Source organism: Natrialba aegyptia DSM 13077 (assembly GCF_000337535.1).
Lineage (GTDB): Archaea > Halobacteriota > Halobacteria > Halobacteriales > Natrialbaceae > Natrialba > Natrialba aegyptia.
On sequence record NZ_AOIP01000031.1, the window covers coordinates 20949 to 42708 of the forward strand.

At 61.5% G+C, this 21760-nt stretch carries 27 protein-coding genes and 1 tRNA gene; 10 read left to right on the forward strand and 18 right to left on the reverse strand.

Going from position 1 to position 21760, the window contains the following annotated elements:
* Positions 1–69: 69 nt before the first annotated feature.
* The 3 genes from C480_RS11240 to C480_RS11250 form a co-directional block, all read right to left on the reverse strand.
* A complete protein-coding gene (locus tag C480_RS11240; protein ID WP_006665732.1) occupies positions 70–1242 on the reverse strand; it encodes a sodium:calcium antiporter in 1173 nt (390 codons plus the stop codon).
* Between the two features lie 131 nt (positions 1243–1373).
* Positions 1374–2471, reverse strand: a complete 1098-nt coding sequence (locus C480_RS11245) for a sodium:calcium antiporter (protein WP_006665733.1) — start codon at positions 2469–2471, stop codon at positions 1374–1376.
* A gap of 115 nt (positions 2472–2586) precedes the next feature.
* Positions 2587–2886: an ArsR/SmtB family transcription factor gene (locus C480_RS11250; RefSeq protein WP_049903682.1), complete on the reverse strand. Its 300-nt coding sequence runs from the start codon at positions 2884–2886 to the stop codon at positions 2587–2589.
* Positions 2887–3001: 115 nt separating this feature from the next.
* Here C480_RS11250 and C480_RS11255 point away from each other — a divergent pair, with 115 nt between their 5' ends.
* On the forward strand, positions 3002–3304 hold the full coding sequence (locus tag C480_RS11255) for an amphi-Trp domain-containing protein (protein WP_006665735.1): 303 nt from the start codon (positions 3002–3004) through the stop codon (positions 3302–3304).
* A gap of 197 nt (positions 3305–3501) precedes the next feature.
* Here C480_RS11255 and thsB read toward each other — a convergent pair whose 3' ends face one another.
* Together thsB and C480_RS11265 are read right to left on the reverse strand one after the other, a co-directional pair.
* Positions 3502–5154, reverse strand: coding sequence for a thermosome subunit beta (thsB, locus tag C480_RS11260; protein ID WP_006665736.1), 1653 nt, complete (start codon positions 5152–5154; stop codon positions 3502–3504).
* Positions 5155–5361: 207 nt separating this feature from the next.
* Positions 5362–6195, reverse strand: coding sequence for an SOS response-associated peptidase (locus C480_RS11265; protein ID WP_006665737.1), 834 nt, complete (start codon positions 6193–6195; stop codon positions 5362–5364).
* Between the two features lie 179 nt (positions 6196–6374).
* Here C480_RS11265 and C480_RS24540 point away from each other — a divergent pair, with 179 nt between their 5' ends.
* Positions 6375–6506 carry a hypothetical protein gene (locus C480_RS24540; protein WP_006107914.1) on the forward strand — a complete coding sequence of 44 codons (132 nt, stop codon included), beginning with the start codon at positions 6375–6377 and terminating at the stop codon, positions 6504–6506.
* A gap of 95 nt (positions 6507–6601) precedes the next feature.
* On the opposite strand, the gene C480_RS11270 is transcribed toward C480_RS24540, so the two are convergent.
* From C480_RS11270 to C480_RS11310, 8 genes are all read right to left on the reverse strand, one after another.
* A tRNA-Ser gene (locus C480_RS11270) sits at positions 6602–6682 on the reverse strand.
* 27 nt (positions 6683–6709) lie between these two features.
* Positions 6710–6955: a hypothetical protein gene (locus C480_RS11275; protein ID WP_049903684.1), complete on the reverse strand. Its 246-nt coding sequence runs from the start codon at positions 6953–6955 to the stop codon at positions 6710–6712.
* Between the two features lie 35 nt (positions 6956–6990).
* Positions 6991–7371: a Rid family detoxifying hydrolase gene (locus C480_RS11280; RefSeq protein WP_006665739.1), complete on the reverse strand. Its 381-nt coding sequence runs from the start codon at positions 7369–7371 to the stop codon at positions 6991–6993.
* A gap of 67 nt (positions 7372–7438) precedes the next feature.
* On the reverse strand, positions 7439–8650 hold the full coding sequence (ilvA, locus tag C480_RS11285; RefSeq protein ID WP_006665740.1) for a threonine ammonia-lyase: 1212 nt from the start codon (positions 8648–8650) through the stop codon (positions 7439–7441).
* A 390-nt stretch (positions 8651–9040) separates the two neighbouring features.
* Entirely contained in the window at positions 9041–10189 is a 1149-nt protein-coding gene (gene citZ, locus C480_RS11290) for a citrate synthase (RefSeq protein ID WP_006665741.1), read from the reverse strand.
* 188 nt (positions 10190–10377) lie between these two features.
* Positions 10378–10755: a VOC family protein gene (locus C480_RS11295; RefSeq protein ID WP_006665742.1), complete on the reverse strand. Its 378-nt coding sequence runs from the start codon at positions 10753–10755 to the stop codon at positions 10378–10380.
* A 124-nt stretch (positions 10756–10879) separates the two neighbouring features.
* Positions 10880–11245, reverse strand: a complete 366-nt coding sequence (locus C480_RS11300; protein ID WP_006665743.1) for a cell division protein SepF — start codon at positions 11243–11245, stop codon at positions 10880–10882.
* A gap of 429 nt (positions 11246–11674) precedes the next feature.
* Complete coding sequence (locus tag C480_RS11310; protein ID WP_049903686.1) at positions 11675–12133, reverse strand: DUF5807 family protein; 459 nt, start codon at positions 12131–12133, stop codon at positions 11675–11677.
* Between the two features lie 584 nt (positions 12134–12717).
* Here C480_RS11310 and C480_RS11315 point away from each other — a divergent pair.
* Entirely contained in the window at positions 12718–13215 is a 498-nt protein-coding gene (locus C480_RS11315) for a PadR family transcriptional regulator (RefSeq protein WP_006665746.1), read from the forward strand.
* Between the two features lie 37 nt (positions 13216–13252).
* On the opposite strand, the gene C480_RS11320 is transcribed toward C480_RS11315, so the two are convergent.
* The gene (locus C480_RS11320; protein ID WP_006665747.1) at positions 13253–13687 is read right to left on the reverse strand and encodes a DUF7112 family protein; all 435 of its coding nucleotides are present in this window, start codon (positions 13685–13687) and stop codon (positions 13253–13255) included.
* 24 nt (positions 13688–13711) lie between these two features.
* A complete protein-coding gene (locus C480_RS11325) occupies positions 13712–14107 on the reverse strand; it encodes a 30S ribosomal protein S6e (RefSeq protein WP_006665748.1) in 396 nt (131 codons plus the stop codon).
* Between the two features lie 271 nt (positions 14108–14378).
* Here C480_RS11325 and C480_RS11330 point away from each other — a divergent pair, with 271 nt between their 5' ends.
* From C480_RS11330 to C480_RS11345, 4 genes are all read left to right on the forward strand, one after another.
* Positions 14379–14657, forward strand: a complete 279-nt coding sequence (locus C480_RS11330) for a hypothetical protein (protein WP_006665749.1) — start codon at positions 14379–14381, stop codon at positions 14655–14657.
* Between the two features lie 52 nt (positions 14658–14709).
* Positions 14710–15564 (forward strand): TetR/AcrR family transcriptional regulator, encoded by an 855-nt coding sequence (locus C480_RS11335; RefSeq protein ID WP_006665750.1) that lies wholly within the window; start codon positions 14710–14712, stop codon positions 15562–15564.
* 44 nt (positions 15565–15608) lie between these two features.
* Positions 15609–17051, forward strand: coding sequence for a hypothetical protein (locus C480_RS11340; RefSeq protein WP_241433820.1), 1443 nt, complete (start codon positions 15609–15611; stop codon positions 17049–17051).
* Between the two features lie 132 nt (positions 17052–17183).
* Positions 17184–17528 (forward strand): hypothetical protein, encoded by a 345-nt coding sequence (locus C480_RS11345; protein WP_006665752.1) that lies wholly within the window; start codon positions 17184–17186, stop codon positions 17526–17528.
* Positions 17529–17717: 189 nt separating this feature from the next.
* On the opposite strand, the gene C480_RS11350 is transcribed toward C480_RS11345, so the two are convergent.
* Genes C480_RS11350 through C480_RS11360 form a run of 3 tightly spaced genes read right to left on the reverse strand, consistent with a single transcriptional unit; the run spans position 17718 to position 19250 of the window.
* Positions 17718–18419, reverse strand: coding sequence for a DUF2270 domain-containing protein (locus C480_RS11350; RefSeq protein WP_006665753.1), 702 nt, complete (start codon positions 18417–18419; stop codon positions 17718–17720).
* Positions 18419–19003 carry a DsrE/DsrF/DrsH-like family protein gene (locus C480_RS11355; protein WP_006665754.1) on the reverse strand — a complete coding sequence of 195 codons (585 nt, stop codon included), beginning with the start codon at positions 19001–19003 and terminating at the stop codon, positions 18419–18421. Before C480_RS11355 ends, C480_RS11350 begins: the two co-directional genes overlap by 1 nt.
* 4 nt (positions 19004–19007) lie before the next feature.
* The gene (locus C480_RS11360) at positions 19008–19250 is read right to left on the reverse strand and encodes a sulfurtransferase TusA family protein (RefSeq protein WP_006665755.1); all 243 of its coding nucleotides are present in this window, start codon (positions 19248–19250) and stop codon (positions 19008–19010) included.
* A gap of 204 nt (positions 19251–19454) precedes the next feature.
* Between C480_RS11360 and C480_RS11365 the strand changes: the two genes are divergently transcribed.
* The 3 genes from C480_RS11365 to C480_RS11375 are packed head-to-tail and all read left to right on the forward strand — an operon-like array spanning position 19455 to position 21599.
* Positions 19455–20636: an MBL fold metallo-hydrolase gene (locus C480_RS11365; RefSeq protein ID WP_006665756.1), complete on the forward strand. Its 1182-nt coding sequence runs from the start codon at positions 19455–19457 to the stop codon at positions 20634–20636.
* A 1-nt stretch (position 20637) separates the two neighbouring features.
* Positions 20638–21132: a YeeE/YedE family protein gene (locus C480_RS11370; RefSeq protein WP_006665757.1), complete on the forward strand. Its 495-nt coding sequence runs from the start codon at positions 20638–20640 to the stop codon at positions 21130–21132.
* On the forward strand, positions 21129–21599 hold the full coding sequence (locus C480_RS11375) for a YeeE/YedE family protein (RefSeq protein ID WP_006665758.1): 471 nt from the start codon (positions 21129–21131) through the stop codon (positions 21597–21599). Before C480_RS11370 ends, C480_RS11375 begins: the two co-directional genes overlap by 4 nt.
* Positions 21600–21760: the final 161 nt, after the last annotated feature.

Sequence of the window (21760 nt, forward strand, 5' to 3'; positions counted from 1 at the left end):
ATGACTGACAGCAGTCCGTATCAGTCCGCTCCAACTGTGATCGTTCTCGTGCGTATTCGCGGTCATAATTCATAACGTGTAATTTAGGGCCCAGTAGCCGCCGTAAATGACGAGTAACACTGCACCGCCGAGACGGGTTACGCGGCCACGCGCCAGCATGCTCGTTACGATGAACAAACAGACCAGAAAGACCGGCCAGTGAACTGTCATCACAGCGCCCGTCGTCTCGACCGAGTGAAGAGCGGCAATGAGGCCCGCGTTTGCGGTCACATAGAAGACCGTGCTCCCGACGATGTTCCCGACCGCGAGTTCAGGACGGCCTCGCCGAACGGGTTCGACGGTGAGTGCGAGTTCTTCGATCGAGGCGACGAAACTCAGGACCGTCGCGCCGAAGGCGAGTTCGGAGATGCCGAACGCGACGAAGATGGCCTCGGCGCTGAGGACGGTGAGCAGCGAACCCGCGGTCAGACCGACGGTCGCGACGACGGCGACGCCGAGGGCGAACGCGCCACTGCGCTCGTCGAGGGTCGGAGTGAGGATGAACTCGTCGAGGTCGAAGTCTCGCCCGTCGTGTGCCTCGCCCGCTTCCGACTGCTCGTCGGCGGTCACCGGCGGTCGGTCATCGGTAGTGTCCTGGGGTACGGGAGAGTGACCGTCCGCTTCGTCGCCGGAGCCGTCGTACTCGACGGGCGTCTCGCCGTCGGTCGATTCCGTCGGTGGGGTTCGGTCGTTCGGTTCGTCCGTGTAAGTGATAACGCCCTCGAGTTCGTCCGCGAGCAGGTACGTCGTCTCGGATCGGCGCTCGTACCAGTAGATGCCGACCAGCAACGGGACGAACAGCAACGTTAGCGCGACGCCGTCGATTCGATCGATCGTTCCGCCGAGCGAGAACACGAACGCCGGGAGCGGGGCGAGAACGAGGAGCGCGATATAGACGGTCGGAACGTCCATGCGGAACGGGACGAGCAGCCCGGCGATACCGACGGCGACGGCGAGGACGAACAGCGCCTCACCGAAGACGGTTCCGAGTGCGAGATCGGGCAGGGAGACCGCGGCTGCCGTAACGCCGAGAACGCCATTTTCGAGGTCGACACCGGCGAGAACGACCGCGAGGAAGAACCCGGAGACGCCGAGCGAGACCGCGCTTCGGGCGACGGCGTCGATGAACACCTCGACGGAGTAGACGACAGTCACTACGCCGAGAAAGAATAGACCGAGGAAGGCTGCTTCCTGGGCGACCATACGCGTCTAAACGTGGGGAGACACTTAATTCGAAACGCCCGTCCGAAAGCGGTGGTCTGTGAGCAAATCGGTTACGCGCTGCGAACCGATTCGGGACGATGCAAGACGTTTCGAGACGACGTGAAACGTCCTTAGCCCGGAGCCGGAATCCCGCCGAAGACGAGCAGCGCGATGAGCCAGTAGGCGACGTAGAGACCGACGAGCGTGTATCCGTGCCACCGCCGGAGTCGTCCGGTCGAGACGAAATACGCGGCGAGTCCGGTCAGTGCAATCACCGCCGGGAGGTGAAAGACGATCACGGCGCGCGGGATCACCACGTCGCCGACGAACATGATGACGCCGACGTTCGCCGTCACGGAGAAGATCACGCTCCCGACGATGTGACCGATCCCGATCTCCGGAATGCCCCGCCGGACCGGCTCGATCGTCAACAGGAGGTTCTCGAACGTCAACACCAGCGTCAGGACGGTCGCACCGAACACCGTCTCCTCGATCCTCCACGCCTCGACGATCACTTCCGAACTCGTCTCGAGCAGGATCGCCCCTGCGACGATACCGACGAGCGACACGATCGCCAATCCGAGCCAGAACAGCCCCTCGTACGCCCGGTCGGCGACGTACCGATCCTCCGGAATCTCCTCCAAGACGGTCCTGATATTGACGTCCGAGATCTTGAGTTCGTCTATGGCGACGCCACCGTCCGCTTCGATGCGCTCTGCGATCTCCGAGTCCCGAAAGACCGGCACGTCGCGCTGGAACTCTCGAGACACGATATACCCGAAACACACGATGAAGATGCCGACAAGCGCCACTCCGTGAACGACGGTTAACGTCTCGACGAACAGAAACGGGACCAGTACGAGCGGCGACACGGCGAGCAACAGCAGATAATCCCGCGGAATCTCGGCCGGGAACGGTCGATAGATCGCCGCACCGGCGAGCGTAATCCCCGTAATCGCCAGCGCAGTCCCGAGCGCCGTCCCGAGCGCCACCTGCTCGAGTTCTCCCGCCCCGAACACCAGTGCGATCGCGGTGTCGTCGAACTCGATGCCCGTAAAGACGATCGCCAGTGCGAAGATCGAGACGCCCAGACCGAGCGCAGCGCGCGTGAGATAGCTGATGAGCTTTTCGACGCTATACGTCAGTACGATGGCCCCCAGAAGTAGTACCACGTACGCCATCCACTCCCCCTGTGACTCGATAAGCTCTTCGAGCGCGGCCTCGATCATACCTATTCCACGACGAAAGAGCGCATATAGCTATCAGCCCGTATAGACGAGTTCAGTGGAATTCTATACACGGCGGTGAGACACTGCCGAGACGAGCGGTAGCACCCGTCGATACCTACGGCTGTGAACTGGAGTAATCCGTCTCGCTGATCGGATCGGCCTGCAGGACGAACGTCCGTTCTGGTGGCGGCGCGAGTTGCAACTCCACGGCCGCCGTGAGCTGATAGTACTTCCGATTCCCCCGCATATACCAATCGACCAGTTCGGCTTCCTCTAACGTCGAGAGGTGGTGTGCCGCCGTCTTGCCGTCCATCCCGATCGCGTCCGTCAATTCCGAGACGTACTTCGGTTCCCGAGAGAGTTCCCGCAGGATCTCGAGTCGAGTGCCGTTGCCCATCGCCTCGATGAGTGACATACGTTCACATTCGATGCGTGCCCACAGAAGCGTTGTGCCGGTACGGAACTCGTACTTACCGGATTTCGTGTACGTCGGTCCACACTTATACCCGTCGTCGTCGTACTCCGTTCGTATGAGCGACCGCGTCAACGTCCCCGACGACACCGACCGCGACTCCCGAACGATTACGGACGGCTTTTTCGAACGGGAGATCTACCTGTCCCGACAGGAGACCGCCACGTTCCTTCGCGACCTCGCGGATCAACTCGAGGCAGAGTCGACCGTCACCGTCGCCGGCTCGGACTGGGAAATTCCCTTCGACTACCGCGAACCCATCGAAGTCGAAATCGAGTTCACGAAACAGCGCGAGCGCGAACTCGAAATCGAACTCGAGTTCAGCGAGGCCGAAGACGGATCGGGGTTGTCGGTTCGGTAGTTATCGTAGTCAGGTTTCGCTCTGCAGGGGTCAAAGGGGCCCAAGAGCCCGAAGCGTGTGCTTCAGTCAGGACGGAGTATGGAGTACGGACGAAAATGCGAATGTCACGTCGGGTCCGGATAATGAGTGGTCGAAACGCGGGTCGAGTTCGGTTGCGAGTGCGGGTGGGGTTTTGGCAGTGAGTATCGCGGCCTGACTTACATCATGCCGCCCATGCCGCCGCCCATACCGCCCATGCCGCCGGCACCCGGTGCGCCGCCTTCGTCGTCTCCCTTGTCGGTCGAGAGGTCGCCGGCGGAGATGATGTCGTCGATTTTGAGCACGAGGTTCGCCGCTTCGGCGGCGGACGTGACTGCCTGCTCTTTGGCGTGGGCCGGCTCGACGACGCCGGTCTCGTTGGTGTCTTCGATATCTCCCGTGAAGACGTTCAGACCGGCTTCGACGTCGCCCTCGTCGTGGGCCGCACGCAGGTCGACGAGCGTGTCGATGGAGTCCAGTCCGGCGTTCTCGGCGAGCACGCGCGGGACGAGTTCGAGCGAGTCGGCGAAGGCCTCGACGGCGAGCTGTTCGCGACCGGAGACGGAGTCGGCGTAGTCGCGCAGGCGCGAGGCGAGTTCGACTTCGATTGCGCCGCCGCCGGCCAGGACTCGGCCGTCGGAGACGGTCTGAGCGACGACGTCGAGCGCGTCGTTGACGCCGCGTTCGAGTTCGTCGACGACGTGGTCGGTCGAGCCGCGCAGCAGGAGGGTGACGCCGTGGGCGTCCTCGCCCTCGACGTAGAACAGTTCGTCTTCATCGTCGCGGGTGAGGTCTCCGTGGCCGAGGTCCGCGGCGGTCGCGCTGCCGAGGTCGGAGACGATGGCCGCGTTGACGACCTCCGAGAGGAACTCGAGGTCGCTCTTTTTCGCGCGGCGGACGGCGAGGATGCCTTCCTTGGCGAGGTAGTGCTGTGCGAGGTCGTCGATGCCCTTCTGGCAGAGGACGACGTCGGCACCGAGGTCGGCGATCTGCTCGACTTTCTCCTGGAGCTGTTTCTCCTCGCGGTCGAGGAACTGCTGGAGCTGATCGGGGTCCGTAACCGATACTTCGGTGTCGATGTCGGTCTCTTCGACCTCGATGGGCTCGTTCAGCAGCAGGATGTCGGCGTCCTGGGCCTCGGTCGGCATGTTGTCGTGGACCGGGTCCTTGTCGACGATGCCGCCCTCGAGGAGGTCGGACTCGCCGGTGCTGTGACCGGTCTGGGTCTCGATGTTCAGGAACTCGAGGTCGACGACGTTGTTGCCCTCGTCGTCCTCGACGGTGACCTGGCGGATGGCCTCGACGATGAGTTCGGCGAGGTGTTCCTTGTTGACCTCGGTGCCCTTGCCGGTCATCGAGGTTTCGGCGACCGAGCGCAGGAGGTCCTCGTCCTCGGTGTCGACTTCGGTCGCGATGTCGTTGATCTCCTCGCGGGCCTGCTCGCTCGCCATGTGGAAGCCCTTGATGATCGCCGTCGGGTGGATGTCCTGTTCGATGAGGTCCTCGGCGTTCTTCAGGAGTTCACCGGCGATCGAGACGGCGGTCGTGGTGCCGTCTCCGGCCTCGTCTTCCTGCGTTTCGGCGACCTCGATGATCATCTCGGCCGTCGGGTTGTCGATGTCCATCTCCTGAAGGATGGTGACGCCGTCGTTGGTGATGGTGACCGACCCCATCGAGTCGACGAGCATCTTGTCCATCCCTTTCGGGCCGAGTGTCGATTTGACGGATTCAGCGACCGCACGAGCGGCGCTGATGTTGTAATCCTGCGCGTCCTTATCCTTGACGCGCTGGGAGTCCTCGCTCATGACGATCATCGGCTGTCCCTGCTGCATTCGCTGGCTCATAGTCAGACGAACCATTGATTGTGCTTCTACATAAATCCATCGCTATCGACGCATTTCAACTGTCGAACGAGACCCGCTCGCAGCCGAGAAAACCACAGTAGTGCGCGCCGGTGATCGATCCACAGCGATGAACTCGTTCACGCACGAGGATGGGTCACGGAACGAAAAACCCCACCATATTTAAGTATAACCGGGTCACGCTCGCGTCGATTCGACGAGCGACGGTGACTCGACACTCGGGTCGTTAACCGCGGTTGAGACCGGATAGGCGTGCATTTCTTCGGCTGGATAGGGCTGGAGAACGTCCGACGGGTCGTCGTCCGAAAGCCACCGCCGTTCGTCGGCCGGATCGAGAATCGCGGCCATCCGGTGGTGCAGGTCCGCCACGAGTTCGTTCGGCTCGGTCGTGACGATGGTGAACGTCTCGAGCGGACCGCGTTCGGGCGCGTCAGCCGTGCCGCCGCCGAACGCGTCGAGGCCGGCCTGGGTCGTCTCGGCCCCCTGCTCCGGTTCGCGGCGGACCCACAAGCCGGCCAGAGCGAACGGCCGGTCGTCCTCGAAGGCGACCCGATAGGGCTGTTTGCCGTCGTCGGTCTCGGTCCATTCGTAGAACCCGTCTGCTGGCACGAGACAGCGACCTGCAGCCGGCGTTTCGGGTTCGGGTTCGGAACCGGCGTCGGACCCGACTCCGGATTCCGCCGTTTCGCCACCAGGAGTCCGCTGTCGGTACGCATCCCGGAAACTCGGCTTCTCGGCCACCGTCTCCGCACGCGCGTTGATGATCCCGCCGGCATCGTCGTCAGCCCACGAGGGAACCAATCCCCACTCGAAGCGCTGGATCGTCTCCGGCGCGTCGCTCGTGATGACCGGCAGCTGTTGGCTCGGAGCCATGTTGTACCGCGGGGTGAACGACTCGGCTTTCGAACCCGAATTCGAGTCGGCCGTCGCGTCGGCCCCGGGCGCGAACCGTGCCCCGAATCGATCCTCGAGTTCATCTCGCTCGAGGGTGAGTGTATAGCGACCGCACATACTGTCCCCATCGCGTGGCACGGCTAAAGCGTTGTCCGCTCGCGAGTGCGATACTGTTGCGTGCGGGACAATCGCGAGCGAAAGACGGTCTTCGTTCCGCGTATGTCATCCTTACCGTCACGAGCGCCGGTCGTAGGGCCATCGTTACGATAGGGATCCTCGGCGGAGTTCGCGACAGGATGACCGCAACCGAGACCGAGGGCGGCCGCTACGAAACCGTGGTCAGGCAAGACGGACTATTCGAGATCAGAGACCGCGACGAAGCCAACTGCTGGATCGCAACGGACGCGCCCGCTGAACTCGAGCGGTGAGGCTTTACACTGCCGCTGCGCCACAGGCATGAGACGGGAGCTGACGGGTGGCTCCGCTCGGAGTCAAACACCCTCGCAGAGAACGCAATGGAAAGCGCCAGGACAGGGATTTGAACCCTGAATCCCAAAGGGAACACGCTTTCCAGGCGTGCGCCTTACCGTTCGGCCATCCTGGCTCACTTATCCGTAACCACGTCCGTCGTTTAACTCTTACTTTTACCGTCGGACGACGGCTCGGAGTCCACCCTGGCTGTCGCCCGCGCTGCGAGACGGTGCTCCAGAACGTAGGCACCGATACCCGTCGCGGTTCCGACGCAGACGGCGATGACGACTCCCGCGCCGATCGACACCAGCGGCTCGACGACCAGGGCGTACCCCTGAAGGAGGACCAGAAACGCCATCGCGCCGACTGCACCCCACAGGAGGGCGGATTTGAGGCGTGGATTCATGCGTTCCATTGGAATTGGACCGGGTCGCTGGCCGGTTACTCGAGTGACGCAATCGCTTCGACCTCGATCCCGACACCTTTCGGCAGCGCGGCGACCTCGATCGCACTCCGGGCCGGCGGCTCGTCGTCGAAGTAACTCGCGTACGTCTCGTTCATCGCATCGAACGACTCGATGTCGTCGAGGAAGACCGTGACCTTGAGGATGTCCGAGGGGGTCGCGCCCTCGGCCTCGAGTACCGCGACGAGGTTGTCGAGCGCCTGCTCGGCCTGCGTTTCGATCGGTTCGTCGTCGAGCACTTCGCCGTCCGTCGTAAGCGGAATCTGGCCGGCCGTAAACAGCAGCGAGTCGTCGGTCGTCGCCTGGCTGTACGCGCCCACGGCGGCGGGTGCCTCGTCGGTTTGGATAATCCGTTTCATAGGCACCAACTCTCGACGGTCGGCCTTAAATGCAAGCGAAACGGCTTCGCCCCGCGACAGGGTGTGGCTACGCCAGCGTATCGACCGGGTAGCCTTCCTCGCGGAGTGCCTCGAGAAACGCATCGACATGGTCGGGACCGCGCATCTCGAGTTCGATTTCGACTTCGGTATCGCTCATCTCGACCTCCCGCGAGGTGCGGTCGTGGTGGATCGCGTAGATGTTAACCTGATACTCGGTGAAGATTTCGAGCAACTGTTCGAGCGCGCCGGGTTGGTCCTTGAGGACGGTCCGAATCTTCAGGTAGCGGCCGGTTTCGACGAGGCCGCGGACGATGACGTTGGTGAGCGTGTTGAGGTCGATGTTACCCCCGGAGAGGACGGGGACGATGGTTTCGCCCTCGTCATAGTCGAACTTCTCGAACAACAAGGCGGCAAGCGGGACCGCGCCAGCGCCTTCGACCAGCGTCTTCGACCGTTCTAACAGGTAGACCGTCGCGACGGCGATTTCGGGATCCGAGACGGTGACGACCTCGTCGACGTACTCCTGAATGTGGCGAAACGGCTTCTCGCCGACGCTCCGCGTCGCGATTCCGTCGGCGATCGTGTCGACGCCGTCGAGCGCGATCCGCTCTCCCTTCTCGAGCGATTTCGCCGCGCTCGAGGCACCGTCCGCCTGGACGCCGATAACGCGGGCGTCCGGCTTGCGCTCCTTGATTGCGGTCGCGACGCCGCTGATGAGTCCCCCGCCGCCGATCGGGACGACCACGGTGTCGACGTCCGGGCAGTCCTCCAGAATCTCGAGGCCGATCGTTCCCTGGCCCGCCATGACGAACTCGTCGTCGAAGGCGTGGACGTAGGTCCGATCCTCCTCGCGTTCGAGTTCGTGTGCGCGCTGGGCAGCCTCGTTGTAGTCGGTGCCGGCGAGGACGACCTCGGCACCGTAGTTGCGGGTCGCCTTGACCTTCGAGATGGGGGCGTGCTCGGGCATGACGATCGTCGAATCGACGCCGGAGCGCGTCGCGGCGAGGGCGACGCCCTGGGCGTGATTCCCCGCGCTCGCGGTAACGACACCGGCGTCTTTCTCGGCGTCCGAGAGCGTCGCGACGCGGTTCGTCGCGCCGCGGATCTTGAACGAGCCAGTACGCTGGAAGGTCTCGAGTTTCAGGTGGACATCGGCACCGGTCATCGACGAATAGGTGTGTGAATATTCCAGTGGTGTGTGTCGGGATGTTTCACGGACTCGGTCGAGAGCCTCGAGAACGGCAGTAAGATCGAGCATATGCGTGACTATCGGGCAACTACTGTAAGACTGTCGGGGAAGACTCGAGCGGGCGGCCCCACCCCCACCCCGACAGGACAGGAGCGTGTTGCCGGTCCGGCAACACGACAGGGAACAGGGAATGCACGGCGTGTGACGTGCGAGTGTAGACGGGAACGCAGGAACCATAAAACCCACCCCTCCAAAGTGAAAGTGAAATCGCCGGACTGCGGCGGGAAAGATGGGGCGTCAGACATCCGGCGGACGGCTGTCATCTGTGGCTGAAAGGAGGTATACTATTTCGAGCATGATACGTCTCTCTCCCTGTAGGGAAGTGCAATTCACTGCATCGGCGCTCGGTGCTCGGTGCTCGCCAAAAAAGACCGATCGGTCGGTCGAACGCGATGCCCGTTATCGGTCGTCGATCGGGACGAACTCCCGTGTGTCCGGACCGGTGTAACGGGCACGTGGGCGGATGAGACGGTTATCTTCCTGGTATTCGAGGACGTGTGCGATCCAGCCTCCGGCGCGACTCATGGCGAAGATCGGGGTGTACATGTCGATCGGGATGCCGAGCTGGTAGTAGACCGAGCCCGAATAGAAGTCGACGTTCGGGGCGATCCCCTTCTCGACTAAGCCCTTCTCCTCGGTGAGGTACTGTTCGATGGTCGTGGTGTAGTTGTACCACTTGGATTCGCCGTTTTCGGCGAGTTCTTCGCTGCGTTCTGCGAGGATCTTCGCTCGGGGGTCCTTGACGTTGTAGACGCGGTGGCCGAAGCCAGGAATCCGACGGCCTTCCTCGGTGGCCTGTTCGATCCATTCGCGGTGATCGAGGTCGCTCTCGTCGATTTCGATCAGCACTTCCATGACGTCCTGATTCGCGCCGCCGTGGAGCGGGCCGGAGAGTGCGCTGACGCCGCCGGTGACGGCGCTGTAGATGTCGGCCATCGTCGAACCGATCACCATCGACGTGAAGGTGGAGGCGTTCAGGCCGTGGTCGGCGTGCAGGATGAGCGCCTGGTCGAACGTTTCGGCGGCGATGTCGTTCGGTTCCTCGCCCGTCAGCATGTAGAGGAAGTTGGCAGCCAGTCCCAGGTCGGGGCGGGGATCGACCGGCTCGTCACCGAGGCGATAGCGTTCGAAGGCGGCGAGTGCGGTCGGGATTTTGGCGGTGATGCGCCGCCCCTGCCGGAGCGTCGCATCGAGGTCTTCGGGATCGGCGTCCGACTCGGGTTCGGTCGCCGAGAACATCGAGACGGCAGTTCGGAGCGCGGCCATCGGACGCTCCTCGGCGTCGGCGAGGCGCTCCATCGTCGAGAGCACGTCGTCGCTAACCGTCCGCTCCTCGGTCAGTGCATCGGTGAACGACGCGAGTTCGTCCGCGTTCGGGAGGTGGCCGTGCCAGAGGAGGTAGAGGACTTCCTCGTAGGATGCGCCACGGGCGAGATCCTCGATCGTGTAGCCGCGGTAGATTAGCTGTCCCGCGTCACCGTCGATCGAGCTCAGGTCGGACTCTGCGACCAGCACACCCTCGAGCCCTTTTTTAAGGTCGTCTGCCATACCCTGGAATTTCCGTCGCCCATGGAAAAGTATTATCGTTTTCTCCTTCTTACCGGTCAGATCTGCTGCTATCCGGTGTACTGGCCGATTTGTGGCCGTTGAGAGGATATCACAATGGTTTGTGGAGACATACCGTGTCTGATTCGCTGCCGCGACTCTCACTCAGACGGCGGCTGGCGGCCGAATCGTCACCGGTCCAGTCGCTCGACGAGTTCAACGACGTAGCCGTTCGGGTCTTCGACGAACGCGACGCGGCGGTCGATGTGGCTCATCGTCTCCGGCTCCGCCTGCACTGGCGGGTCCGCTCGTTCGAGCAGGCGTTCGAAGGCATCGTCCGTGCTCTCGACGCCGACGGCGACGTGGGCCATCGTTCCCGGGTCGATACCGGGGCCGCCCTCGGGGTCGTACTTGAACTGGAACTCCGCGTTCTCGCCGCCGATATAGACGTTTTCGACGCCATCGTCGGTCGTGAACGACCAGTTCTCGGCCAGCCCGAGTCCGTCGCAGTAGAACTCGCGCGTTCGGTCGAGATCGGAGACCCAGAGCGCCGTGTGGATAACATCCATGCGTCTCGGTGATGCGTTCGAGCGGCAAAGCACTACCGACGGTCACGACGCTGTATCGGGTGCGGGTGACAAAGCGGGTCCAGTTCAGTACAGAAATCGATCGCGACGGAGATAGAGACACCGATTACAACTGCTGTCCCAACTTCTCGCGACTAATGCGCACGCCGGTCGGCGTGATGATCATCTGATCGTCGCCCTTGCGGACGATGTCGCCGTCGACCTCCTGTGCCACCTGCCGGAGTTCGTCGACGATGTGTTCGACCGTACTATCCTCGGTGCGCAGTCGGGTGATGTCCGCAATCACGATATCGCCGTCGTAGATCGCGTCCTTGATATCGATCGCATCAGCCTGACTGGCGACTTCCGCGATGTGAACCTGCATCGCCGCCGCGTCGGCTGAACTCGCCGAAACGTCGTCGAGATTCAGTTCGACGTAGTCCTCGGCGGTCCGGGACTGGCTGCCGCCGAGAATTTTGCTCATAAGTCCCATTGGCGTTACCCACCGGGGCCGCCAGTATAGTTCTTACGTCAGACGGACCCTCAGCCAACGGTGACTGTCGAGTAATTTTCAACCGGTTGAAACGGATCGGAGACGACGGCTGCGTGTGAACGCAGCACTGCTACCGCTTTTGAGGGCTCGTGTCCCCGCTTAATGATTCTAGCATCTGCCTCCACGAATCCTATACGACCAGGATATCCCTCGCGGATCTCGGGGAGACGTATGAACTCGTCGTGCAGGGCGACGAGGCTCTCCTCAAGCGATACGCGAACGCCTACGCGGCGGATTCGCTGAACGAGGCACCAGAGCAACTCCCGGATTCGGAACGCCGATTGCATCGTGTTCCGAGTCACGAGTTCAATCGACTGTCTAGTGCGGCGATTCAGTCGTTCGCGGTGAAACGGAAAAAGGGACGGCGAGTTAGTTCTGCAGCGCCCAGCGGTCGGAGTAAGCTGTTCCACAGGTACACTGTGCGTAGGCGTGGACGACATCTCCCTCGGCGTAGATGCCGCCAACGTCGTCGTTTTGCTCCTCGGCGAAAGCGAAAATGAACTGCGGATCGTGGGTGTCGCCGGAGGCGGTGGTCTCCGCTTCGGGTTCATCATTCGCTCCGTCGTCCGGACACTGTCCGTCCGTGAGATCGCCGTCGATGACCCCTTCGACACTCATTGCGGACTGGGCGAACTCCATGGCCTGCTTTCCGGTCGCTGCCTGGAACGCGTTCCGGCCGCGTTCCCCGTCGACGACGAGTAGAACGCCGTTATCGACCGCCTGGCCGAACGATTCGAGTCGGTCGTCCGAGACGTACGAGTCGGCCAGAAACAGTGCGATATCGTCGGGCCGGTCACCGGCCAGGAACTCCTCGCGTGCGGTCGTCATACCCATCAATTGGCTCTGGACGTGGAAAAGGCCGCTGTTGTCGGTCGACATGGTGTGGTGTGCAGTTCGAAAACTACCAGTCGATTGAGACTGCAGGGAAAACTCTGCAACGCAGTCGCGATACTGCGACCGTTTCCAGGGAACCGAACCCGAACTCTCGACTCCTCTCCCCAACCTATCAGACCGCGTACGAAAGTCGATCCAGCACGAACGCTGTGGCTTCCAGATGCGCGCAGTATCGTGGCTACGCTGGTTAGCTGTGGTAATTACTCCCTTATCGGCCATAACACTTATCAAAATAAATCTAATCTGCCTAAAATACATATACTAATGGTATAATTGAGAGAGAAAGTACATATATGGTCTGCTAATTCACGTAGAATATTTCATTCGAACTATCGAAGACAACTGGAAGTTATTATGTTAATTCATGTTTCTTGATTTATCCACAGTCTGTGTGGTCGGTTCCCTGTCGTTTATACACCGGTAGACCCAGACCTTCACTCGACGTGACTGGTACTCGCCGTTCTCGGCAGTGCGTGGCTGGGTGGCGGGCGATACCATTCACAAATGGGTGATCGTGCATGCGTGAGAATACACAGAATACTGAGTCCGTCTTCGAAGCACTCTCGAAGACGGCTGCGGCCGAGGCGGCAGGGGGACAATCGCCGTCTCCCGCCGCAACTAACGGCCCACCTGACGATATCGAGCGTGAACTCGACGACCTCCTGGCACAGGCGCTTTCGGTCTTGCCGACCGAGGATATCGAGTTCACTGACGAACTGATCAAAGAGAACCTCGATGAGATCCTGCTGGTGCTCATCACACTCCACGATGGCACCCACGGGGACGAACTCCTGTCGGATCTGTCGCGGTACTTCGATACGACGCTGAGCCCGGGGACGGTGTATCCGGCGTTACACGCCCTGGAGGAGTCGGGGTATCTCACATTGCAGCGGAAGGTACGGACCAAAGAGTACTCGATCGCCGAGGACGCGACCGTTCGGTCGATGGTCGAAGAGACGATGATCCAACAACTGGCGTTCGGGTTGTTGCTCTCCGCGTTCCTGGCGCGGTACTGAGCCGTGATTCGTTTTCGAGTGCGTTTTTTCTCGTCCGCTACTCGTCGAGATCCTCCGCGATAGACGAGAGGCTCTCGTTCGGCGGTTCGTACGCGTCGTAGTACGCCGTTGCGCCGGGTTCGCGGATCCCGTAGAGGTAGTCCGGTTCGACGATATCGACCAGCACTGAACTGCCGGGATCGATGCTGTGGTCATCGGCCCACTCGGCGAGTCGGTCGGTGCCGCCGCTCGGATCGCGGGCGAGCGACGGCGTCTCGTAGATGCCGGTGACAATGAGGGTGTCGTCGACTAGCGCGCGCTCGATACGGGCGAACAGTTCGTCACCGTCGAGGACGATTCTGACGACTTCGTCCGCCGTGAACGCGTCCCGTTCGTCGGCGGGAAGTTCCAGTTGGACGCCCGTTGCGGTCTCCGTACACGTCGACCGAACCGTCTGTACTGACGGGTGGTCGCTCGCAATTCGATCTGCCATTGGCGGAAAAATATCGGCGGGTCGTTACTCGTCGGCGTCGTCGCCGAGGAGGTCGTCGATGTCGGTGCTGCCGCGGCCGACGATTGCGGCATTGATCTGCGCGACGGCGTCCGAAACCTCGCTACCGCGGACGGTAATCCGACGGCGTTCGCCGTCACGGGACGGGCGGAAACCGGTCTGTCGGCCCTCCATCAGGACTTCCGTCAGGTTCGCACCGGGGACCTCTCCGTTGAGCGGTCTCCCGGCGTCGTCGGAGCCGCCCGTGATTTCGAGCGTGTAGCCGTCGAGGCCGACGGCGCTGCCGTCGACTTCCTCGCCGATTGCCTTCCCAACGAATCGGTTTGCATCCTGTTCTGCTGCCTCGAGCTGGTAGGACGACCCGGAGTCGGGGTCGCCAACGACAACAGTGAAACTTGCCATGCACGGGAAAAAACGGTCAGTGCTCAAAAACACATCGAAACATGAGCCACATCGCGTCGGGACGGCGGTTGATCGAACCCGCGTGAGCGAGCGGAACCGACGGCACCGCGCCGTCGACCGGAACGCGCTGGCTCGCTCACAGGGACGGGTCACGCAGCGACGCCCACCACACAGAACCGTCGACACGACACGGTCACGGTTAGATATCAACGATCGCGGCAAGCTCCGATGCGCAACCAAGACGTAGGTGTCTCGAACCCCTACACTGCCCATGCAACTCGATCCGGACCAACTCGAAAATCGCCTCCACGACGAGTTCAGCGCGACGGAATCGCAGGTTCGGGTCGTCGTCCGCCAGGCGATCGATCTCGCGGAAACGGGCCGGTACGAGGCCGACGTTGGCACAGCGGTGACCGCTGCCGTCGTCGTGGCTGAACTCGGCGATGCGCCGTCGGGGACGGTTCCCGAGCGATGGAACTGGTGGATCGGCTCGCTCGAACTCGCCTTTGGCGGCTACGAACGGTTCAGTATCAGGCGATATCGGACGTGACAGTGGGAGGGAACGAAACGACTTTTATGCGTTCCTGACCAAAAGGTCAGTAGTGACCGAGACCGACGTTCGTGACGCGATCATGACCGCAACTTACGAGGCGCTGTGCGAGCACGGCTACACCGATCTCACGGCCCAGCACATCGCCGACAGAACGGACAAGAGCAAGTCCCTTCTGTTCTATCACTACGACTCAAAGGAGGATCTCATTGCCGACTTTATCGGCTACCTGACCGAGTGGTTCGACGAACGCGTCACCCAGACGGCAGGCCAACCGCCCGTCGATCGGCTCGCGATGATCGTCGACTGGTTCCTCTACGGGTCACCCGACGCCGACAACGAACGCCAGTCATTTCACACGGCCATGCTCGAACTCCGGACCCAGGCGCCGCACAACGAGCAGTACCTGGAGCAACTCCGCCGGAGTGACGATCACCTTCGAGAGACGATCGAGGAAATCCTTGCGGACGGAATCGAGGCGGGACAGTTCGTCGACCACGATACGGAAGAGATCGCGCTGTTGCTGATCGCAACCCTCGACGGCGCACGCATTCGCCAGCTCACGCTCGACCGCGATCGGTACCTCGACCAGGTGCGTGCCAGCACGGTCACGCGGCTCTTTGCGGACATTCTAGCATCTGATATCGAGTTCCCGTCCAAACTCTCTCGCGACGATATCTCTCCCGCGCACGTCTCCGTCGAGCCCGATTCAGATGGCGAGCGGGACGCTGAAAACGGAACGGGAGCCGGGGGCGAGGACGCGGGCAATGATGGAGACGAGACGACAGTCGAGAGCGAGAGTGAGAGTGAAAACAATGCCGGCGACACTGACACCGGCCGAGAACCGAACCCCGACACCGCCAGCGGCCAAGATCCGAACCACGACACTACCGATCCAACGGAATGATCGACGGTCGACCGACCCACTAGCCACCACGTACTCAGCAAGCTATGAGCAACTATCCCTCCACAGACGAGCCGACCCGGACTACTGACGACCTGCTTTCCGACCTTTCCTCCCCAATGCGGGGCGTCGTAGCCGATGCAGTACCACCGCACGATCGCTCGCTTCCCGTTACACTCTGTCACCTCGCAGCTGAACTCGGCTCTTCGTCTCCCACCGACCCCCTCCTCGAGTCGGTGACGACCGCCGTCTCGCTCTTTGAAGGGTACGTCCAACTCAGGCTCGAACTGCTGGCTGGTGACCGCTATGCGGGCGACCGGTCCCGCGATACTGCCATCCTCGCGAGTGACTACCTCCATGCCGGCGCGTACGAAGCAATCGCTGACGCCCCGATTCCCGACGCTCGGACGCTCGATCTCTACCGAACGCTTACGTCCGCCTCGACGACACTCTCCCGACAACTACTGACACTCGTCGATTCGACCGAGTCCCCCCGATCGAGACCGGCCGATGAGCGTCTGCGAGAGCCGGAGTCGCCCGAGGACGCCGCGGTAGCTATCGACCGACGGACAGCAGCGCCACGCTCGAGTTCACAACCCGGCGTCCCTCCCTCCCGCGGGGACGGGAACGGGGACTGGGACGGGGATGGGGACCACTCCGGGCGATCACAGCAGTCCTCTCGCGCCCCCACTCGGACAGATCGCACACCGTCGACGCCCTCACAGTCACGTTTCGACGCCACCGGGCTGTCCGCGCATCCGATACCCACCCTCGCCGCAACCGCTGCTGAACTCGGTGCCGCCGCCGTCGGCGCACCGGCGGAGACGAGAGCCGCAGTGGCGACCTACAGCCGCTCGCTTCTCGCTGCACTCACCGCCCGTTCCGTCGCGGCCGGCGACGATGCCCCCCTTGAAATTGCGCTCCGTGAACTCTCGGGACAGGGCGACCGTGGGCGGTCAGAGTCCGTCGTCGCCGACGAGTTCACCGTCGTCTCCTACACTGAAAGAGAGAGCGCCGAGCGAGCGGGAGACGACGTGGATGGACCTGAAGCCGCGGACCGGGACCGGGATCGGGATCGGGATCGGGATCAGGGGTCACGAGCGCTGAACTCGGGTCGCGGGACTCCCGCGTCGGTGTCGGTCTGGCCCTCGTTGGCGGTGGTTTCACAGTCGGTGTCGCTGGTGGGCCACTCGCTGGAGCCGGATCCGGGGGCGGGGACAGGACCAGGATCAGCATCAGCAACCGAGCCTTCCGAGACCGATAGAGAGATAGACACTGCTGATGAACGTGGGGTGAATACTGATGCCCTCAAGCGTGCACGGCAGGCAGTCGAGGCGATCACTGTCGAGGCTTCGGGGCCGTCCGACGTTCAGCAGCTCCAAGACCACCTTGACCGAGCGACACGACTCCCCTTCGAAGCAGATGGGGATGGGAAACCGGCCGGGTCAGACGACGAGCAAGAACGGGCTGTCAGCGATGATTCGGAGTGACTGCACCGACGGGAAACCGGTGTCGAAACCGAACCCAAACTCGAACTCGAGATCGGGGACTGAACTCGCCAGCAATCACGGCAGACGAGACTGACTGCGACGGGAACCACACCGATACCACTACCACTACCGATGTCACAGATTCAGCTCCAATCGTCTAATCGGCCACGCTGGCCCGCATATCTGCTGTCCGCATTTATCGCCGGCCTCGGACACTGGTATCTGGGCTACTGGAAACGCGGTGCGAGTTGGTTCGGGCTCTACGTGCTCGCGCTTGCGTTCCTGAGCGCACGGACGGTTTCCGGTGCGTTCGAACCCGGTGACCCCTTCGTCGTTACCGCGCTGCAGTTCGATGCCGTGACCTACACCGACGTTGCAGTCCCGCTTGCCGTGTTACTGGTCTGCCTTCTCGACGTCTATCTGCTCGGCCTCGCGACGGCCCGATCGTCCGAGGACCCGACGACGTCTAACTCGTAGCTGCATGCTGTGATCGGGACGAACTCGGCTACCGGTCGACGCGGACGCGCTTCGGCGGGCGAAATCCCACGTCCGATTCGCCACCGGTCGCGACAGCCGGCACAAGCGCATCCGAATCAGAACACGGCGATTGTAACGACAAGCGGGATGCTCGGAACCGAAGCTCCGCTAGCAGTTGCTGCTTGACCCTCATTTTTCACGCAGATTTTCAGAGCGCAGTTCTCCCTTCGCGTGCCACGTCCGGGGGCGAACAGCAGTAATAGCTGCACCGAGATAGAAAAGTACCACAATTCCCACCACGATAGACCCGGGAATCATCCCGATCGCAGCACTTGTCACCCACGGCTCTGGAGAGAAGGCGGTGATACGCACGAGCCACGCAGCGAGTAATACAGTGAAAAGCGGCAGGTATACCCGTCGGAGACGGTGTGCTATCGCTTCCTCTGTGCTAATCTTGATCGTCGGTTCCCGATAATCCTGACTCAACGTTTCACGCCAGTTGGAATCAGGTAGTCCAGCGGAGGGGTCGAGCCCGTATGCGAAGACGTTTTCTTGCAATTTCCGGACTCTGCTTCGCCAGATGTCGTATCCCCGATACCGACGGGCTTCGATCAGCAGGAACACCGAGAGCGTGGCCACACCGATGAGAAGGATATAGTGAGGAATATCGGGCCGTGAAAACGCCCACGTGAGGATTCCAGAGATGACAAGAACTGCCCAATTCGTCGTCCGATCGAGCCGCTCTCGCCAAAATTTCATGCGATGGATCTCCCCGCGGTAGAGGTGAGCCGTTGCCGAGCTCGGCGCCATCTCTTCTTCGAGAAGACCCTCTCCCAGCTCCCTGTGTTCCGAGTCGCCGGGATCGATCTCCTTGGCTGATGATCGAGACATTAGACGAGAAGTTGGATGTCGGATTCGGCCATGTCCTGAATCGCTGTCGCCGCCCCGACGCCGACGGTGACGCCATCGTAAAAATCGTTCTCGTCGTAATCCATCAGGTCGATCGTCATCTGGCACGCCTGGAACTCGACGCCCATCTCCAGCGAGGTTTCGATGAGTTCTTCGATCGTGGCGGTGTCGTTGTCCTCGATCTGCTTTTCCATCATCTTCGTCGACACTCGGTCCATGCCCGGCAGTGCTGCAATTGCGTTTGGAACGGGCATGTTGGGATTTCCGACCGAACTCAGCTTCAGGTCCTTCGACTTCGCCTCGTGGAGGATGTCTAACCCCCAGAACGTGTGAAAGACCGTCACCTCGTAGCCGAACGCTGCGGCCGTGCTCGCGAGAATCAGCGGCGGATACGCCATATCGAGCGTCCCCTTCGTCGCGATGATGGACATCTTCGGCTGTGTGTCATCGTTTTCGGTTTCCACGGCGTCGAGCCGGTCCTCGAGTTCATCGATTCTCTCTTCGAGCGCTGCGCGGCGCAGTGTCTCATCGTCGGCGGTGGACGCCTGTGTGGTGTCCGTACTCATCGTATTACTCCGCCTTGCGGACGTAGTGCGTGAAGACGTCGTCTCCCTCGTCCTGATCGACGAGTTCGACGCCAGCAGTCGTGTCTGCCCAGCCAGCGATGTCGCTCATACTTCCTGGGTCGGTCGCGAGGACTTGCAGAACATCACCTTCCGCGAGGTCGTCGATGTTCTGTTTCGTCTTGACGACCGGCATCGGGCAGTTCTGTCCCTTCACGTCGAGCGTCTCGGTGATTTTGAATTCGGTCATGGTATTGACTTCACTGCCCAATACCGTTGCCGGTAGTAAAAGCGTGTTGGTGGTATCCCAAATACTGGGCACTACTATATCACCACCTATGCAGTATAACAGTCATAAATACGCATAGAGGGGAGAATTGCTGAATAGTATTGTGTAGATGTAGATCTACTATGCAAAGTCTTATTGGAGAGCCGTTGGTAGAAGGGAGTGACGATGACCGAAGGGAACCTTCTCGACGCCGAGGACGCAGTCGCATCGATCACGCCGAAGGACCTGAAAGAGCAAATCGACAGCGGTGAGGACACATTCATCCTCGACGCTCGCTCTGAGAGCGACTTCGAGGAGTGGCACATCGACGGTGAGAACGTCGAGATCGTGAATTACCCCTACTTCCAACTGCTGGACGGCCTCCCGGAGCAACTCCTCGCAGAGCTTCCCGAAGAACAGCAGATCACAGTCCTGTGTGCGAAAGGCGGTTCCAGCGAGATGGTCGCCGAAAGTCTCGAGGAAGAAGGGTACGACGTCAACCATCTCGAACGCGGGATGAAGGGCTGGGCGCGCATCTGCGAGTACACTGAACTCGACGTCGAGACCGATGCGACGATCGTGCAGTACCAGCGTCCGTCGAGTGGCTGTCTCGCGTATCTCGTCGTTTCGGACGGTGAAGCCGCAGTCATCGACCCGCTACGAGCGTTCACTGACGACTATACCCAAGACGCTCGAAATCTCGATGCAGAACTCTCGTACGCGATCGACACGCACGTTCACGCAGATCACGTCTCTGGAGTTCGGGCGGTCGCCGAGCGGACAGACGCAACTGCGATTATGCCCGAAGCAGCTGCGGCGCGCGGCTTCGAGTACGACCGCCGGTACGAAACCGTCGAAGACGGCGACGCGCTCACAGTCGGAGACATCGAGATCGACGTGTATCACACGCCCGGCCACACGACGGGAATGACCGCATACAAGGTTGGGAACGTCCTGTTTACCGGTGACGGACTATTCACCGAAAGTGTCGCACGTCCTGACCTCGAAAACCCCGAGGCAGCGCAAGACGCCGCGAGGACGCTCTACGAATCGCTGACCGAGAAGGTGGTGATGCAGTCTGACGATACGATCATCGCACCTGCGCACTTCAGCGATTCCGCAACGCCAAACGAGGACGGCACGTACACCGCTGTACTCGGTGAACTGCGAGACACGATGGACGCACTGTCGATGGACGAAGAGTCGTTCGTCGAGTTCACCGCCTCGGACATGCCGCCGCGACCGGCCAACTACGAAGAGATCATCGCCACCAACCTCGGTCGGGAATCGCCCGACGACGAGGAAGCGTTCGAGCTCGAACTCGGGCCGAACAACTGCGCAGCCGGCGAGCAGGGGCTACTGAACTAAGATGAGCGAATTCACACCGTTGTTCGCGCTCGGTGAACTCTTCCCGCGAGGGATCCTGCCGTATCTCTTCGGCGGACTGCTCGTCGGACTCGGCGTCGCAGTCATCTACCTCGCCACGGGGATCATCGCCGGCGCGAGCACGTTCCTCGAGTCGACGCTGTCGTACGTCTCCGACGTGCCCCGGTACAACCGGTTCAAGTACGTCCAGTCGCGAGACTGGCGACTCGTATTCACGGCGGGCATCGTCACCGGCGCCGCTGTCTACGCCGTCCTCTTTCAAGGAGCGATCTGGACGACCGAGGTCCAGTGGTGGCGGTTGCTCGGCGGCGGCTTTCTCGTCGGCGTCGGGACGCGCCTCGGCAAAGGTTGCACGTCGGGCCACGGCGTTTGCGGCGTCGGCTCGCTCTCGAACACCTCGCTGGTGAACGTGGCGACGTTCCTCGCTATCGCGATCGGGACAGCCCAACTCGTCCAAGCGATGGGGGTGGCACCATGAGCGGCACCCGCCGTAGCCCGTTGTTCATGCCGATAATCTACGTAGGTGGGCTGATCTTCGGCTTCGGCCTCGCGATCAGCGGCATGGCTCGCCCCGAGGTCGTACTAGACTTCCTCCAGTTCGAGGACTTCGGCCTCTTGTTCGTCATGGGTGGTGCAGCCGTCGTGACGGGGGTCACGTTCGCCGTCGCCACCCGCTATCTCGATCAGGCGCCGTTGACGGCTAGCGAGTACACGCGCCGAGTAAAGGAGTTCGACCGCAACGTCGTCATCGGAGGGACAATCTTCGGCGTCGGTTGGGGAGTCTCAGGAATCTGCCCCGGAGCCGCATACGCGAGCGTCGGTATCGGTAACTATCCGATCCTGTGGGCGGTCTTCGGAATGTTCCTCGGCGCGTACGCACAGGGCTACTGGCGAACACTTCGCTCGAACACGATCGACGACGTGACCGAAACTGCTTCCAGCTAACCGTCGATGGACCTACGGAATCACCTGATACTGGGTGATCCAGAGAACGGACTAACTCGCTCGGTATTGAGGCATTTAATACGGTGTACCTCGAACTCTTCTCCGGTGCGACGATCGTGGTTAGCACTCCGATCGTGCTCGCTCTAATCTGTGTACTTCGG

Excerpts from the sequence above, each read along its gene's own strand:
- C480_RS11240 (WP_006665732.1), bottom strand. The coding sequence starts at position 1,242 with ATGGTCGCCCAGGAAGCAGCCTTCCTCGGTCTATTCTTTCTCGGCGTA.
- C480_RS11245 (WP_006665733.1), bottom strand. The coding sequence starts at position 2,471 with ATGATCGAGGCCGCGCTCGAAGAGCTTATCGAGTCACAGGGGGAGTGG.
- C480_RS11250 (WP_049903682.1), bottom strand. The coding sequence starts at position 2,886 with ATGTCACTCATCGAGGCGATGGGCAACGGCACTCGACTCGAGATCCTG.
- C480_RS11255 (WP_006665735.1), top strand. The coding sequence starts at position 3,002 with ATGAGCGACCGCGTCAACGTCCCCGACGACACCGACCGCGACTCCCGA.
- thsB (WP_006665736.1), bottom strand. The coding sequence starts at position 5,154 with ATGCAGCAGGGACAGCCGATGATCGTCATGAGCGAGGACTCCCAGCGC.
- C480_RS11265 (WP_006665737.1), bottom strand. The coding sequence starts at position 6,195 with ATGTGCGGTCGCTATACACTCACCCTCGAGCGAGATGAACTCGAGGAT.
- C480_RS24540 (WP_006107914.1), top strand. The coding sequence starts at position 6,375 with ATGACCGCAACCGAGACCGAGGGCGGCCGCTACGAAACCGTGGTCAGG.
- C480_RS11275 (WP_049903684.1), bottom strand. The coding sequence starts at position 6,955 with ATGAATCCACGCCTCAAATCCGCCCTCCTGTGGGGTGCAGTCGGCGCG.
- C480_RS11280 (WP_006665739.1), bottom strand. The coding sequence starts at position 7,371 with ATGAAACGGATTATCCAAACCGACGAGGCACCCGCCGCCGTGGGCGCG.
- ilvA (WP_006665740.1), bottom strand. The coding sequence starts at position 8,650 with ATGCTCGATCTTACTGCCGTTCTCGAGGCTCTCGACCGAGTCCGTGAA.
- citZ (WP_006665741.1), bottom strand. The coding sequence starts at position 10,189 with ATGGCAGACGACCTTAAAAAAGGGCTCGAGGGTGTGCTGGTCGCAGAG.
- C480_RS11295 (WP_006665742.1), bottom strand. The coding sequence starts at position 10,755 with ATGGATGTTATCCACACGGCGCTCTGGGTCTCCGATCTCGACCGAACG.
- C480_RS11300 (WP_006665743.1), bottom strand. The coding sequence starts at position 11,245 with ATGGGACTTATGAGCAAAATTCTCGGCGGCAGCCAGTCCCGGACCGCC.
- C480_RS11310 (WP_049903686.1), bottom strand. The coding sequence starts at position 12,133 with ATGACGACCGCACGCGAGGAGTTCCTGGCCGGTGACCGGCCCGACGAT.
- C480_RS11315 (WP_006665746.1), top strand. The coding sequence starts at position 12,718 with ATGCGTGAGAATACACAGAATACTGAGTCCGTCTTCGAAGCACTCTCG.
- C480_RS11320 (WP_006665747.1), bottom strand. The coding sequence starts at position 13,687 with ATGGCAGATCGAATTGCGAGCGACCACCCGTCAGTACAGACGGTTCGG.
- C480_RS11325 (WP_006665748.1), bottom strand. The coding sequence starts at position 14,107 with ATGGCAAGTTTCACTGTTGTCGTTGGCGACCCCGACTCCGGGTCGTCC.
- C480_RS11330 (WP_006665749.1), top strand. The coding sequence starts at position 14,379 with ATGCAACTCGATCCGGACCAACTCGAAAATCGCCTCCACGACGAGTTC.
- C480_RS11340 (WP_241433820.1), top strand. The coding sequence starts at position 15,609 with ATGAGCAACTATCCCTCCACAGACGAGCCGACCCGGACTACTGACGAC.
- C480_RS11345 (WP_006665752.1), top strand. The coding sequence starts at position 17,184 with ATGTCACAGATTCAGCTCCAATCGTCTAATCGGCCACGCTGGCCCGCA.
- C480_RS11350 (WP_006665753.1), bottom strand. The coding sequence starts at position 18,419 with ATGTCTCGATCATCAGCCAAGGAGATCGATCCCGGCGACTCGGAACAC.
- C480_RS11355 (WP_006665754.1), bottom strand. The coding sequence starts at position 19,003 with ATGAGTACGGACACCACACAGGCGTCCACCGCCGACGATGAGACACTG.
- C480_RS11360 (WP_006665755.1), bottom strand. The coding sequence starts at position 19,250 with ATGACCGAATTCAAAATCACCGAGACGCTCGACGTGAAGGGACAGAAC.
- C480_RS11365 (WP_006665756.1), top strand. The coding sequence starts at position 19,455 with ATGACCGAAGGGAACCTTCTCGACGCCGAGGACGCAGTCGCATCGATC.
- C480_RS11370 (WP_006665757.1), top strand. The coding sequence starts at position 20,638 with ATGAGCGAATTCACACCGTTGTTCGCGCTCGGTGAACTCTTCCCGCGA.
- C480_RS11375 (WP_006665758.1), top strand. The coding sequence starts at position 21,129 with ATGAGCGGCACCCGCCGTAGCCCGTTGTTCATGCCGATAATCTACGTA.